Below are 15,594 nucleotides of genomic sequence, written 5' to 3'. Positions count from 1 at the left end.
ACCTGCGGATGATCGCCATCGCGCGGCTGTTCATGGACAACATCGCCCACATCCAGGGCTCCTGGCTCACCACCGGCAAGGAGATCGGCCAGCTCACGCTGCACTACGGAGCCGACGACCTCGGCTCCGTCATGCTCGAGGAGAACGTCGTCTCCTCCGCCGGCGCCAAGCACCGCTCCAACCTGCTGGAACTGATCACGCTCATCCGGACGGCGGACCGTGTCCCGGCCCAGCGCACCACCACGTACGAGCACCTCGTCGTGCACGACGACCCGGCGAACGACCCCGTCGACGACCGCGTCGCCTCCCACATCTCGTCGACCGCGATCGCGGGCGGCACCGCGCACCCCGAGCTGAAGCTCGTCTCCGCGAAGTGAGCCGGTACCGGCCCGCAGTGCGCGGGGCCAGGGCCGTGAGCAGGCGGACACCTCATCACACGAGCACGAGCACGAGCATCAGCAGGAAGGAGAGAAGTCCATGGCAGCCGCCATTCACGCCGAGGGCTTGACGAAGACCTTCGGAGAGGTCCGCGCCCTCGACGGGATCGACCTGGAGGTTCCCGAAGGCAGCGTTCTCGGGCTCCTGGGACCCAACGGAGCGGGCAAGACCACCGCGGTGCGGCTGCTCACCACCCTGCTGCGGCCCGACGCGGGGACGGCCACCGTGGCGGGTCACGACGTGGTGCGCGCCCCCGAGCAGGTGCGGCGGTCGATCGGTCTCTCGGGCCAGTTCGTGGCCCTCGACGAGAAACTGACCGGGCGTGAGAACCTTCGCATGATCGGCGAGTTGTACGGGATGCGCAGACGCGCCGCCCGGTCGCGCGCCGACGAACTGCTCGAACAGTTCGGTCTGCTGGAGGCGGCGGACCGGAGGTCCGACACCTATTCCGGCGGCATGAGTCGCCGCCTCGACCTCGCCGGCGCGCTCGTCGTGCGTCCCGCGGTGATGTTCCTGGACGAGCCGTCGGTCGGTCTCGACCCGGCCAGTCGGCTCATGCTGTGGGACGCGATCGAGCAACTGGTCGCTTCCGGTATGACGCTCCTGCTCACCACGCAGTACCTGGAGGAGGCGGACCGGCTCGCCCATGACATCGCCGTCGTGGGCCGCGGCCGGATCATCGCGCGCGGAACTCCCCGGGAGCTCAAGGCACGCACCGGGCAGCAGTGCGTCGAGGTGGTGGTGGATCTGCGTGAGCGGATCCAGGACACCGTGGCGGTCCTCGCCCGCTTCGGCGGCAGGAAGCCCGAAGTGGACCTGGCCAGGGCGCTGGTCTCGGTTCCGGTCGGCGGCGGGGTGCGCATGCTGGCCGAGATCATCGACGAGTTGGACGCGGCGGGAATCGGGATCAGCGACATAGGCCTGCGGCGCCCGACCCTGGACGAGGTGTTCATGGACCTGACCGGCGAAGCTCCGAGGGAGGAACCCTTGCGCGAACCCGAACTCGCGGCGGTCTCCGCTCGTGCGACCGACGGCAAGGGGTGATCGCGGTGGCCACTACGACCCGGACGACCGGTCTGCCGGACGGGGCCCGGTATGCCCACGCCATGAAGGCGGCCTCCGACACCTGGGTGATCACCCGCCGCAACTTGCTGGTGATGCTGCGCACCCCCGGAGCGCTGCTGCTCAGTCTGGCCCAGCCGGTGGTGTTCGTCCTGATCTTCGCGTACATCTTCGCCGGGTCCTTCGTCGTCCCCGACGGTGCGGGGCCGTCCGCCTATCGCGAGTACATGATGCCGGGCTTCTTCGCCCAGACGATCGCGTTCGTGACGGCCAGCATCAGCAGCATCAGCACGGCCACCGACATCAAGCTCGGCATGGTGGACCGGTTCCGCTCGCTGCCCATGTCACGCGGGGCCCTGTTGTCCGGACGCAGCCTCGCCGACCTGGTGCAGAACCTCTTCTTCATCACGGTGATGGTGCTGTGTGCCCTCATTGTGGGCTGGCGGATCCACCACGGTTTCCTTCGGGCGGCTGCCGCTTTCGCTGTGCTGCTGCTCATGGGCTACGCGCTGTCGTGGGTGGGTGTGCTCATCGGGTTGTCGGTGGAGGGGCCGGAGGCGGCGGCCGGCAGCAACTTCCTCTGGCTGTTCCCGCTGACGTTCCTGTCGAACGCCTTCGTCGCGCCGTCGTCACTGCCGGCCGTACTGCGGCCGGTGGCCGAGTGGAATCCGCTCAGCGCGACGGTGCAGTCCCTGCGTGAGCTGTTCGGCAATCCGAACCTGACGTCGCTGCCCGACGCCTGGCCGGCGCAGCACCCCATTGTCGTGTCGGTGGGCTGGTCCGTCGCCATCGCCGTCCTCTGCCGGACGCTGGCCGTGCGCCGCTACCGCTCGATCGGCGCCTGACGCCGGGAGGACGTGCACGCTGCGGCTGCTTCAGACCCCGCATTTCCGTTCCCGTGTGATGGGCGCCCGAGAGACACCCGAGAGACGTGAGTGACAAGTTGCGTAATGAGCTGATCCAGCCGCTGCATGAGCTGCTTGCCGGGAACGCCGGTCGGTTTCCCGAGAAGCCCGCGTTTCGCGACGCCCGGCGTGCTGTGACCTACGGGGAACTGGAACGGCGTACCCGCAGGCTGGCCGGTCATCTGGCGGACCTGGGGGTGGAGCGCGGCAGCCGTGTGGTGCTGCGCATGGGCAATCGCGTGGAGATGGTGGAGAGTTATCTCGCCGTCACCCGCGCGGGCGCGATCGGCGTACCTCTCGATCCCCAGTCGTCGGATGCCGAACTCTCGCATGTGCTCGACGACAGCGGTGCGGCCTTGGTGTTCACCGGTGCCGCTCGGCTGAAGCAGGTGCTGAGGGTCACCGGACAGCGCTCGGGAACGGCGGTCGTGGGGGTAGGGCCGGCCGATGCCCCGATCGACGCCCCGATCGACGCACCGGCCGACGCACCGGCCGGTGTCCGGCACTTCGAGAGCCTGGCGACCACCGAGCCGGGCAGCCCGGCCCGTGACGATCTCGGGCTCGACGAACCGGCCTGGATGCTCTACACCTCGGGCACCACGGGACGCCCCAAGGGAGTGGTGTCGACCCAGCGCAAGTCGCTGTGGGCGACGGCTTCCTGCAACGCGCCCATCCTCGGCCTGTGCGAGGACGACCGGGTGCTGTGGCCGATGCCGCTTTTCCACGCCGTGTCGCACAACATCGGCGTGCTGGGGGTTCTGGCTGTCGGCGCCACGGCACACATCATGGAGGGTTCGGCCGCCGACGAGATCATGGAAGCGGCACGGTCGGAGCGCTCCACCTTCCTGGTCGGGGTGCCGACGATGTACCACCGCATGGTGGAGGTGGCGCGGGAGAGCGGTGCCGGACTGCCGGACCTGCGTGTGTGCATGGCGGCCGGCTCCGCCTGTCCCGCCTCGCTGCACGAGACGTTCGAGGAAGCCTTCGGCGCCCGCCTGCTGGACAGTTACGGAAGCACCGAGACCGGTGGGGCGATCACCACTCAGGCGCCGGACGGGCCTCGTGTGCCGGGCTCCTGCGGGCAGCCGCTTCCCGGACTGACGCTGCGCCTGACGGACCCTCGGACCGGCGCGGAGGTCGCCACCGGTGAGGAGGGCGAAGTATGGGTGAACAGCCCGGCCCTCATGCTCGGTTACCACAACCAGCCCGAGGCCACCGACGCCGTGCTCCGCGACGGGTGGTACCGCACCGGCGATCTGGCCCGCCAGGACACGTCCGGACTCCTCACCATCACCGGCCGGGTCAAGGAACTGATCATCCGCGGTGGTGAGAACATCCATCCGGGCGAGATCGAGAAGGTCCTGACACAGGTACCCGGAGTGGCCGACGCCGCGGTGACCGGCCAACGGCACGAGGTGCTCGGCGAGGTGCCTGTCGCCTATCTCGTGCCGGGTCCCGACGGTATCGATCCGCAACTGGTCCTGAAGACCTGTCGGCAGGAGCTGTCCTCCTTCAAAGTGCCCGACGAGTTCCACACGGTCGCCGAGATCCCCCGCACCCCGGCGGGGAAGATCGCCCGCCAGCGCCTGCCCGAACTGGGCGGCACGCCGCTCGTCGTCGGTCCCCCGGCCGGTCTGCCTGCCGACCCTCCGCTGGTGGGTGCGGTGATCGTGGAGCACCCGCTGCTGGGGGCGGCCGTCGAGCTTCCCGGCTCCGAAACCGTGCTGTTCACCGGGCGGCTGTCGGCAGGGGCGTATGCCTGGCTTTCCCGGCACAGCGTGGGCGGTTCGGCTCTCGTGCCCGATTCGGTACTGGTCGAACTGGCGGCGACTGCCGGTGACCAGGTGGGTTTCGGCCGACTGGAGACGCTGTCCCCCCAGGACCCGCTGGTGCTGCCGGAATCCGGGGCCGTCCAGCTCCGGGTCACGGTCGGCGCGCCCGGAGAGGGTGGGTCGCGTCCCGTGTCCGTCCACTCCCGGCGCGGTGACGAGCAGATCGGACGACCGTGGTCATGCCATGCCACCGGGTTCCTCTCCCCAGAGGGCCCGCTGCCTGGCTGGGACCTGGAGGTGTGGCCGCCGGCCGGGGCCGAAGCGCAGGCGGTACCGGTGTCCGCCCAGGACGAGGAGTCTGCTGCGGACGTGGAGGCGCCTGCGGACGGCCCGAGTCACGGCCCCGCTCGCCAGAGCGTCAGAGCCGTATGGCGGCGCGGTGACGACCTCTTCGCCGAGATCGCCCTGCCCGAGCAATTGCGGGCGGAGGCTGGGGAGTTCGGGCTCCATCCGGTCCTGACGGACGCGATGCTGCGCCCGCTGCGCATCGAGGGTGCGCTGCGGGAGGCCGGCCGGCCGTGGCAGGCGGGAGCCTGGCACGGGGCAGTCTGGCAGGGGGTGTCCCCGCACGCTTCCGGGGCGTCGGTGCTGCGCGTGCGGATCAGTCCCCTGCCGGACGGGGCCTTCTCGATACGGGCCGCCGATGCCACCGGAGAGCCGGTGCTGACCGTGGAGTCCGTGCGGCTCCAGCCCGTTTCCACGAGCCGTATCGGTGCGGCTGGTGCCGCACAGCAGGACGGTCTGTTCACCGTTGGGTGGACCGATGTCGACCTCGCGCCGGGCGCCGACGCGGTGCCCGGCAAGTGGGCGGTTGTCGGCGAGGACACGCTGGGGGTGCGGTCCGGACTGATGTCGGCCGGTCGGTACGCCGAGGCGTACCCGGATCTGCGGACGCTGGCCGCGGCCGTCGACGACGGCGCTCCGGCACCCGATGTGGTTGTCATGGCCTGTGCGTCCGCCGCCGCGGAGCGGACCGGCGAGGAACTGGCCGGGGCCGTCCACGACACCACGCGCAGGGCGCTGGAGTCGGCGCGTTCCTGGGTGACGATGCCCGTGTTCGACAACTCCCGGCTGGTTTTCCTGACCCAAGGTGCGGTGCCGCCCTGGGACGACACCGAACGTACCGGGCTGACCGGGCAGTTCGACCTTCCGGCCGCCGCCGTGTGGGGACTGGTGCGTTCGGCTCAGACCGAATTCCCGGGCCGGTTCATGCTGGTGGACACCGACGCGAGCAAACCGGCCTGGCGCGCGCTGTCGAAGGTCGCCGGCTCCGACGAACCGCAATGGGCGCTGCGCAAGCGGGCGATGCGGGTGCCGCGACTGGCCCGGCTCGCCATCGGCGCCGACGGTACGTCGCTGCCGGTCGGCCCGGACGGTACGGTCCTGGTCACCGGTGGCACGGGCACGTTGGGAGCCGCGGTCGCCCGCCATCTGGTCGTGGACCACGGCGTGCGGGAACTGCTGCTGACGAGCCGTCGAGGTCCCGCCGCACCGGGGGCGTCTGACATCCAGGCCGAACTCACCGCGCTGGGCGCTCACGTCACCGTGGCCGCCTGCGACGCGACGGACCAGGAGGCTCTGGCCGGACTGCTGGCGGCGCTTCCCGCCGAACGGCCGCTCAGGGCGGTGGTGCACGCGGCGCGCGTGCTGGACGACGCGGTCATCGGCTCCCTGACACCCGAGCGCCTGAGTGCGGTGCTGCGGCCCAAGGTAGACGCGGTGCTCGCACTGCGGGAGGCGACCCGGGACGCGGATCTGTCCGCCTTCGTCGTGCTCTCCTCCACCGCCGGCGTCCTCGGAGCCGCGGGCCAGGGCAACCACGCCGCGGCCAACTCCTTCCTGGACGCGCTCGCCCACCGGTCACGCGCCCAGGGGCTCCCGGCGACGTCCGTCGCCTGGGGAGCGCTGCCGACCGAGCAGGGCCTCCAGTTGCTGGACGCGGCCTGGGGTGCGGAGCGGGGCGCCATCGTGGCGGCACCGCTGGACTTCTCCGCTCTGGGCGACCTGGCCAGGGCGGGGGGCGCCCCCTCGCTGCTGCGTGCCCTGCTGCCCCCTCGGGCCCGCCGGGCGGCACAGGACACCCCCGCCGAAGCATCGGAACTGAGGCACCGGCTCGCCGCGTTGAGCGACGCGGATCGCGACACGGTCCTCACCGACCTGGTACGCGGCCACATCGCTACGGTCCTGGGCCACTCCTCCCCCGACACCGTGCCCGCGAACGCGGAGTTGAAGGGCCTCGGCTTCGATTCGCTGAGCGCGGTGAACCTCCGCAACGCCCTGGCGTCCGCCACCAGGCTCACGTTGACGTCGAATGTGGCGTTCGACTTCGAGACCGCCGCCGAGTTGGCGCAGCACCTGAAGACGCGGCTGCTCGCCTGACAGGGCGTCGCGTGGCCACACCCACTGGATATTGCCCGTTGCAGACAAGACGGAGGAAATGGCTGATGAGGGTCGAAGGCGTTTACATTGATTCGCTGGGAGTTGATCTCCATGAATGGGTCAGCGTCGAGAAGGCGGTCGCGGACGGGCTCCTGGAAGCGGAAACGCATGCCGAAACGGGGCTGACGGGTGTGTATGTGGCCCCTGAGGTCCCGGCGCTCGATATGGCGGTGAACTCCGCTCGTACGGCGCTGGACCGGTCGAAGACCGATCCTGAGGCCGTTGCGACGCACATCCACAGCAGTGTCAACTACCAGGCACCTGCGGGGTCTTACCCACCCGGGTACGTCTTGCGGGAGCTGGGGTTGGGTACGATCCCCGCCTTCTATCTGCAGCAAGGCTGCAATGGCATGCTCAGTGCGATGGAAGTGGCCATTGGCCAGATCACCGGCGCCGGTGAGGCGGAGGCGGTGTTGCTGACGACCGGCGAGAACTGGAACTCGCCGGGTATCAACCGCTGGACGGACGGCCAGAACCAGTCGTGCCTTCTGGGGGATGGCGGAGCATCGGTTCTGTTGAGTGCGGACCAGGGCTTCGCCGAAGTGAGGTCACTGAACGCCGGGGTGCTGCACCGGCTCGAGAAATGGCACCGCGGTGACGGTCCGCTGATCAACCTCGACTCCGACACCGCGTCCGAAATGGCGGAGATGGGCGAGCGGGTCATGCGATTCCATGACGCCGACCTCTCGATGGCGGAGACGCTGGAGAAGATGACCGTGTTCGACCTGGAGATCATGCAGCGCTCTCTGGTCGACGCAGGCCTGAACGCCCCGGACATCACCAAGGTCGTGTCGCTCAATGTGGACGGCCGGGTGGTCGAGTACACGGTGATGGTGCCCCTGGGGCTGTCGATGTCCCGATCGAGCTGGGAGTTCGGCAAGAGTGTCGGGCACATCGGCGGTGCCGACCCCTTCATCGCCCTGGAGCACCTCGTGCGGACCCGTGAGGTGACGGCGGGCGACCATGTGCTGCTGACGTCCCAGGGGCCTGGCTGGATCTGCACGGCGGCCGTGGTGACGATCAACGAGACACCGGCCTGGGCGACGGCCTGACCGGCCAACAGGCCGTCAGCGTTCGGCGACCAGCTTTTCCAGCACGGGGACTGTTTCGTAGGCGTTCGGCATCGCGGCGACCTCGTCGCGGACGCGGCGCGCGGACGCGGCGTGCTGGGGGTCGTTGAGGAGGCGGAGGACATGTGCGCGGACCTGGGCGGGGTTGACTTCGCTGTGGTGGACGAAGAACCCGGCGCCTTCGCGCTCCAGTGACCGGCCGCGGAGTTCCTGGTCGGCGATGTACGTGGACATCACGAGCTGCGGGACGGCGTGGACCATGGCGGTGCAGAAGGTCCCCCAGCCGCCGTGATGGATCACCGCGGAGCAGCTGGGCAGCAGCGTGTCCAGGGCTACGTCGTCGACGATGCGGGCGTTCGCCGGCACGGGACCGAGCTCCGCGCGCTGTCCGGGCAGGACCGCCGCGACGACTTCGATGTCGAGGTCCGACAGGGCGTCGAGGACGGTGGGGATCGAGACGTAGTCCCCGCCGAAGGCCTCGGTGTTCATGTTGCCCAGGCTCAGGCAGATGCGTGGTCGCTTGGGCGCTTCGCGCAGCCAGTCCCACACCACCGTGGTCCCGTTGTAGGGCTGGTAGCGCAGGGGCAGCTGGCGCAGTGTGCTGGGGAGCCTCAGGCTCGGCGGCAGCGAGTCGATGGTGTACTGGCCTTGGAGCAGTTCTTCGTCGCACACGACGCCGTAGGGCCGGCCCCATTCGTTCATCCAGTCGGACAGGGGGTCGACGCGCTCGGATTCGGGCACCTGCCGCATGAGTTCCACGTAGTTGCTGCGGGTGCGTCCGTAGACGTCCGCGGACCACAGCATCCGGACGTGGAGAGCGCCGGTGACGCGGGCCGCCAGCGCCCCGGCGTAGGAGAGCGGGTCCCGGACGACCAGGTCCGGTTGCCAGCTCTCGGCCAGGGCGAGCATGTCCTCCATCACCGGGTCGTTGTAGAGGGCGTAGCCCAAGGGCACGCTGAGCTCGTAGCAGCTGCGCAGGGTGGGCCAGTCCGCTTCTCCCTGTGCGAGGCGGCTCCAGTTGGTCACCTCCATGTCCTGGTACTCACGGGCGGCCGGCAGCTTGGAGTACAGCGTGTTGTCGCCGCCGACCGGCGCGGCGACGAGACCGGTGCGGGTGATCGCGTCGGTGAAGCCCGGGCTGTTGGGCATCAGGACGTCGTGCCCGGCAGCCTTCAGAGCCCACGCCAACGGCACTTGGCCGTAGAGGTGCGACTTCTCCGGCAGACATGTGAACATCACCTTCATGCCGTCTTTGTTCCTTTCCGACCGGTGCAGCGCGTGGTCGCCACTGGCCACCGGTCCTCTTTTTCGGCCATGCCTGCAGATGGTGCTCCCGGAGGGGGCGGGCGGGGGATGCGGGCCGCGGGAGACTGGGACTTCCTCCAGACATCAACGAGCCCCCGGCCTGGGCGGTCTCAGGAGCCGAGGCTCCGCAGCCAGGCCGCCGTGGCCTCCGCCGTGCCACGGGCCTGCGCTTCCATCATGGTGAAGTGATTGCCCGGTACCTCGAGAACGGTGTCCGCCCGCTCCCAGGACGACTGCCACTCATGGGGCTCCATGGGGCCGGTCTGCTCGGCCGGCACCGGAGGTTCACTGGCCCGTACCAGCAGCACCGGGCACTCCAGCTCTCCCGGCTCCCACTCGCCGATCATGCCGGCGTACCAACTCATGGCGGTCAGACGGTCGGTGTCCATGTGCGCGAACATCGACTCCCGGTCGAACATGCCGCCCAGCATCTGCTGAGAGAACCGCAGGAACGGCGAGTCGGCGCGGGGCATGTACGTGTCCAGCAGGACCACCGCCGCCGGGCGCCGTCCCTCCTCCTGGAGCCGCCGGGCGGCCGCCAGGGCGAGGATGCCGCCGGAGGAGGAGCCGAGGAGGACGACGGGGCCGTCCCCGACGGCCCGGGTGACCGCTCCGGCCTGCAGGCGCGCGACGGCGTCGAAGGTCGCGGGCAGCGCCTCGCCGGTGGCGAAGCCCTGCGTGGGCAGGGCCCACACGTCACGCTCGCCCCGGAACGCCGACGCGAACCGCGCGTACTGGTGCACGCCCGCCAGCGCGACGTACGAGCTGAAGCAGACCAGCGGCGTCGCGCCGTCCCCTCCGGCGAGCCGGATCGGTTCGGGGGCGGACGGCAGCTCCTCCGGGGTGTGGAAGGTGGGACGCAGTTCGGCGGCCGCCTGGAGCAGTTCGAAGCCCTGGTCGACCTTGCCCATCTCGCAGGCGCGCTTGAACAGGGCGCCGAGGGTGTCCTCGGCCCGCGGGGCGGGACCGCTCGCCGCTGCGGCGGCTCGCTGCTCGTTCGCCTGTGCCGGGGCATCGGCCTCGTCCAGGAGCCGCTGGTCGAGGTGGGCGGCCAGCGCCTCGGGGGTGGCGAAGTCGAAGAGCAGGGTGGGGGGCAGCGCCAGGCCGGTGGCCGCGGTGAGCTGGTTGCGCAGTTCGACGGCGGTCAGTGAGTCGAAGCCCTGCTCGGTGAAGAGGCGGTCGGCTTCCACGCCTTCGGCCGACGCGTGACCGAGCACGGCGGCGGCCCGTTCCCGGACGAGGGCCAGCAGTACGGTCCGCCGTTCGGCGGCGTCCCGTCCTCCGAGCAGCGCCGGGGCGGACGGTACACCGCTGCCCACCTGGCGGCGCGCGGGCGTCTGCGCGGCGGACCGCAGCAGCGCCTCGACGGCGGTGTGGTTCCCTCCGGTGTCCATGGCGACCAGGGCGGCCCGGTCCGTGGCCAGCGCGGCGTCGAGCAGCGCGAGGCCGTCCGCGACAGCCAGCGGCCGCATACCGCCTCGGACCATGCGGCCGCGGTCGGTGGCGGAGAGCCCCGCGGTCATCGCACTGTTTTCCGCCCACAGCCCCCAGGCGACCGATGTCGCCGGCAGTCCGTGTGCGCGGCGGTGGGCGGCCAGGCCGTCGAGGAAGGCGTTGGCGGACGCGTAGTTGGCCTGTCCGGGAGAACCGAAGGTGCCGGCCGCGGAGGAGAACAGGACGAACGCGGAGAGGCCGAGCTCCGCGGTGAGTTCATGCAGCAGCCATGCCGCGTCGGCCTTCGGCCGCAGGACCCGGTCGAACCGCGCCGCGTCCAGGGAGGTCACCGTGCCGTCGTCCACGACGCCGGCGGCATGCACGACCGCGGTCAGCGGCCGGTCGGCGGGAACCTCGGCGATCAGCCGCCGGACCTCGGTCCGTTCGGACACGTCGCAGGCCACCAGGCGTACCGAGGCACCGAGTTCGGTCAGTTCGGCGACCAGTTCGGCGGCGCCCGGGGCGTCGGCGCCGCTCCGGCCGGCGAGCAGCAGGCCGCGTACGCCGTGCGCGGTCACCAGGTGGCGGGCCACCCGTCGTCCCAGGGCGCCGGTGGCGCCGGTCAGCAGGACGGTACCGGTGCCGAGATCGGGGGCGGGGGCGAAGACGGGGGCGTGGGCTGAGGGTTCGTCCGGGTCGTCGACCCGGGCGAGTCCGGGCAGCAGCACCACGTCGTCGCGCACCGCGCACTGCCGGTGCCCGGCCGCGACGGCGGCGAGCAGAGCCTGTTCCGCCGGTGCGCCGATGACGCCTTCGGTGTCGTCCGTGACGCCTGCGGTGTCAGGCAGGTCGACCAGCTGGAAGCGGTCCGGGTGCTCCGCCTGGGCGGAGCGGACCATCCCCCACAGTGCGGCGGCGGCCAGGTCCCGGACGTCCTCGTCCTGATCGGTCGCGAGCGCTCCCCGCGTGGCGAACACCAGGCGGGAGGCCGCGAACCGTTCGTCGGCGAGCCAGCCGCGCACGAGGTCGTGGGAGTGCGTCAGCAGGCTTCGTACGGCCTCGGGTACGGCGCGGCCGTCACCCCGGGCCGGGTCGGGAGCCGCCAGCAACACGTCCGGCATGGTCATACCGGTGTCCACCGCTTTGCCCAGTGCTTCGAGGTCCGCGTACGTCTCGAGGTGGACACCGGCGGCGTCCAGCGCCTCGGCGACCCGGTCGTCGCCCTCGCCGAGCATGATCCAGCGGACCGACTCGGGAGCGGGCGCCGGCGGAGCGGGGACGGCCGCCCGCCAGTCCAGACGCAGCAGTCCGGGCCCGCTGCCGGGCCGCTGCCCCAGCCGGTCGGACGAAACGGTGCGCAGGGTGAGGGCGTCGGCCGCGGCGACGGGCCGTCCGTCGGTGTCCGTGACCACGACCGAGAACCCGTGCGGGTGCCCGGCCGGGGCGAGGCGCACGCGCAGGGCGGTGGCTCCCTCGGCGTAGAGCGTCAGGCCGCTCCAGGCGAACGGCAGCATCGGCCCCGCCGCGGTCTCTTCGCCCCGCGCGTCCGGTGCGTCGACGTCCCCTGCCGCGACGTCCCCTGCCGCGACGTCCGCTGCCGCGACGTCCGCTGCCGCGACGTCCGCTGCCGCGACGTCCGGTGCCTCGACGAGGAGGGCCTGGACCGCGGCGTCGAGCAGCGCGGGGTGCAGTCCGAAGCGGCCCGCGTCCTTGCGGCAGGGCTCCGGCAGCGTGACCTCGGCGAAGAGTTCGTCGCCGCGCCGCCACACCGTGTCCAGGCCCTGGAAGGCCGGGCCGTAGTCGAAGCCGGCGGCGGCGAACCGCTCGTAGTGTCCGCCGGCGGACACCTGCTGCGCGCCCGGCGGGGGCCAGGCGGCCAGGTCCAGGTCGCCCGGGGCCGGCGGTGCCTCGGCGGCTAGGACGCCCTGGGCGTGCTGCTCCCAGGGCTGGTCCTGGTACTGCTCCCAGGGCTGGTCGGTGCGGGCGAGGCGCGAGTGCACACGGAAGGCGCGCCACCCCGATGCGTCCGGCTCCTCGACGGCGACCTGGATCTGCACGGCGCCCTCGCGGGGGATGACGAGCGGGCTCTGCAGGGTGAGTTCGGCGAGATGGCCGCACCCGGTGCGGTCGCCCGCGTGGACGGCGAGGTCGAGGTAACCGGTGGCGGGGAGGATGACCTGCCCGAGGACGGCGTGGTCGGCGAGCCAGGGGTGGCTGCGCAGCGAGAGGCGTCCGGTGAACAGGACCCCGCCCGAGCCGGCGGGGGTGACGGCGGCGCCCAGGAGTGGGTGTCCGGTGGTGTCGAGCCCGGCGGCGGTCACGTCCCCGGTCCACGGTGCGCTCTCCAGCCAGTAACGATCCCGCTGGAAGGCGTAGGTGGGCAGGGCGACCGGCCGGGCGCCGGCGAACAGGGCGTGCCAGTCGGGCCCGGCGGCGCCGTGGGCGACCAGGTGGGCCAGCGCGGTGAGGACGCTCCGTACCTCCGAGCGGTCCTTGCGCACGGCGGGCACCAGCAGGGTCGCCTCCGCCCGGTCGGACCGGGCGGCGGCGTCCACGGGGTCGTCCACGCCGTCGTCCACCGCGACGTCCATGGAAGCCTGCGCCATGGCGGTGAGGGTGCCGTCGGGTCCGATCTCCACGAAGCGGCTGACCCTGAGTTCGCGCATGCGTCGGACAGCGTCTTGGAAGCGGACGGTCTCACGGACGTGCCGCACCCAGTACTCGGGGTCGGTGAGCCGGTCGGCGCCGACCGGCTCACCGGTCACGGCGGAGACGACGGTGATCCGTGGCGGCGCGTAGGAGAGCCGCGCCGCGACCGCGCGGAACGCCTCCAGGGCCGGTTCCATCAGCGGGGAGTGGAAGGCGTGGCTGACGCGCAGTCGGGTCGTCTTGCGCCCGAGGGCCTCCACTTGGGCGGCGACGGCGCCGACGGCGTCCTCGGTGCCGGAAACCACGGTGGCGTCGGGGCCGTTGAGGGCGGCGATGCCCACCTCGGCCTCACGCCCCTCCAGGAGCGGCAGCACCTCCGACTCGGACGCCTGAAGGGCGAACATAGCGCCTCCGGAGGGCAGCTCCTGCATGAGCCTGCCCCGGGCGGCGACGAGTGCGCACGCGTCCTCCAAGGAGAGCACTCCGGCTACATGCGCCGCGGCCAGTTCACCGACGGAGTGACCGGTGAGGCAGTCGGGGACCACTCCCCAGGACTCCAGGAGCCGGTAGAGGGCGACTTCGAAGGCGAACAGCGCGGGCTGGGCGAACTCCGTGCGGTCCAGCGCCTCCGCGTCGTCTCCGAACATGACCTCCCGCAGCCCGGCGACATGTGCGCAGACGGCGTCGAAGGATTCCGCGAAGACGGGGAACTCCTCGTACAACTCCCTTCCCATACCCAGGCGTTGGGCGCCCTGGCCGGTGAACAGGAACGCGGTCTTTCCACCGGTACGGGCCGTGCCCGTCGGTGTGCCGGGACCCGGGCTGCCGTCCGCGAGCGCGGCCAGCCCGGCGATCAGCTCGGGCAGGTCGGCGCCGAGCACCACGGCGCGGTGTTCGAAGAGGGCGCGAGTGGTGGCCAGGGACAGACCGACGTCGTACGGATCGAGCTGGGGCCTCGCCTCGATGTGGGCCAGCAGCCGGCTCGCCTGGGCCTTGAGGGCGGATGCCGTGCGGCCGGTGACGACCCAGGGGACAGGCGGGCGCCGGTCGCCGGGTGCTGTCGGTTCGGTGTCCTCCTCGGGGACGGCTTCGAGGATCAGGTGTGCGTTGGTGCCGCTGATCCCGAACGAGGACACGCCCGCCCGGCGCGGCCCGTCCGTCTCCGGCCACACGACCGGCTCGGTGAGCAGACGCACCTCGCCCGCCTCCCAATCGACGTGCGAGGACGGCGCGTCCACGTGCAGCGTGGCGGGCAGCACCCCGTGCCGCATCGCCAGCACCATCTTCATCACACCCGCCACACCCGCACCCGCCTGCGTGTGCCCGATGTTCGACTTCACCGACCCCAGCCACAACGGCCGCTCCTCCGGCCGGCCTTGACCGTACGTCGCCAGCAGGGCCTGCGCCTCGATGGGGTCGCCCAGGGTGGTGCCGGTGCCGTGCGCCTCGACGGCATCCACGTCCGCCGGGGACAGGCCTGCCGTGTTCAGCGCCGCCCGGATCACCCGCTGCTGCGACGGGCCATTCGGCGCACTCAACCCGTTCGACGCACCGTCCTGGTTCACCGCCGAGCCGCGCACCACCGCCAGCACCCGATGACCGTTCCTGCGCGCATCCGACAACCGCTCCACCAGCAGCATCCCGCCGCCCTCGGAGAACCCGGTCCCGTCCGCCGCGTCAGCGAACGCCTTGCACCGGCCATCGGCCGCCAGACCCCGCTGCCGACTGAAGTCCACGAACAGGCCGGGCGTCGACATCACCGTCAGGCCACCGGCGAGGGCCAGGTCGCACTCCCCCGCCCGCAGCGACTGCGCCGCCAGATGCAGCGCCACCAGCGACGCCGAACACGCGGTGTCCACCGTCACCGCCGGACCCTCCAGACCGAAGGTGTAAGACAGACGGCCGGACATGACGCTGGCGGCGTTGCCGGTGGCGAGGTGGGATGCGGCGTCCTCGCCCGGGGCGAGCGGGCGGGAGGAGTAGTCCTGGTAGTTGGTTCCGGCGAAGACCCCGGTACGGCTGCCCCGCAGCCTCTCCGGATCGATCCCCGCCCGCTCGAACGCCTCCCACGAGATCTCCAGCAACGACCGCTGCTGCGGATCCATCGCCACCGCCTCACGCGGCGAAATATTGAAGACCCCCGGATCAAAACCCCTCGCCCCCGAAAGGACGCCACCCCTGCCCGTATACACCGTCCCCGCCTTGCCCGGCTCCGGGTCGTACAACGCATCCAGATCCCACCCCCGATCCTCCGGGAACGGCACCAGCCCCTCCTCACCATCGGCCAGCAACTGCCAGAAGTCCTCCGGGGAGTTCACGTCTCCGGGGAAGCGGCAGGCCATGGCGACGATGGCGATCGGCTCGTCGTCGGTGCGCGGCCCTCCCACGGCCGAGGTCGACACCGCGGCGGGGGCGGGGGCGCCGACCGGGGCGAGCGCGGTGCTCAAGTGCTCGGCGAGG

At 71.5% G+C, this 15,594-nt stretch carries 5 protein-coding genes and 2 pseudogenes; 5 read left to right on the top strand and 2 right to left on the bottom strand.

Features of this window, described 5'->3' with window-relative positions; translation table 11 throughout:
- The 5 genes and pseudogenes from FGD71_RS05455 to FGD71_RS05435 all read left to right on the top strand — a co-directional run.
- A pseudogene (locus FGD71_RS05455) lies at positions 1-377 on the top strand (dehypoxanthine futalosine cyclase); the annotation flags it as partial.
- Between the two features lie 100 nt (positions 378-477).
- Positions 478-1,482: an ATP-binding cassette domain-containing protein gene (locus FGD71_RS05450; RefSeq protein ID WP_119099231.1), complete on the top strand. Its 1,005-nt coding sequence runs from the start codon at positions 478-480 to the stop codon at positions 1,480-1,482.
- 5 nt (positions 1,483-1,487) lie between these two features.
- Positions 1,488-2,345, top strand: coding sequence for an ABC transporter permease (locus FGD71_RS05445; RefSeq protein WP_338120037.1), 858 nt, complete (start codon positions 1,488-1,490; stop codon positions 2,343-2,345).
- An 86-nt stretch (positions 2,346-2,431) separates the two neighbouring features.
- Positions 2,432-6,616 carry an SDR family NAD(P)-dependent oxidoreductase gene (locus FGD71_RS05440; RefSeq protein WP_240436407.1) on the top strand — a complete coding sequence of 1,395 codons (4,185 nt, stop codon included), beginning with the start codon at positions 2,432-2,434 and terminating at the stop codon, positions 6,614-6,616.
- 11 nt (positions 6,617-6,627) lie between these two features.
- Complete coding sequence (locus FGD71_RS05435; protein ID WP_240436406.1) at positions 6,628-7,728, top strand: ketoacyl-ACP synthase III family protein; 1,101 nt, start codon at positions 6,628-6,630, stop codon at positions 7,726-7,728.
- A 15-nt stretch (positions 7,729-7,743) separates the two neighbouring features.
- On the opposite strand, the gene FGD71_RS05430 is transcribed toward FGD71_RS05435, so the two are convergent.
- Positions 7,744-8,991, bottom strand: a complete 1,248-nt coding sequence (locus FGD71_RS05430) for an activator-dependent family glycosyltransferase (protein ID WP_119099228.1) — start codon at positions 8,989-8,991, stop codon at positions 7,744-7,746.
- Positions 8,992-9,161: 170 nt separating this feature from the next.
- A pseudogene (locus FGD71_RS05425) lies at positions 9,162-15,497 on the bottom strand (type I polyketide synthase); the annotation flags it as partial.
- Positions 15,498-15,594 lie beyond the last annotated feature (97 nt).

Source organism: Streptomyces sporangiiformans (assembly GCF_005768555.2).
GTDB classification, from domain to species: Bacteria; Actinomycetota; Actinomycetes; order Streptomycetales; family Streptomycetaceae; genus Streptomyces; species Streptomyces sporangiiformans.
This window is presented reverse-complemented; position numbering and strand designations above follow the sequence as displayed.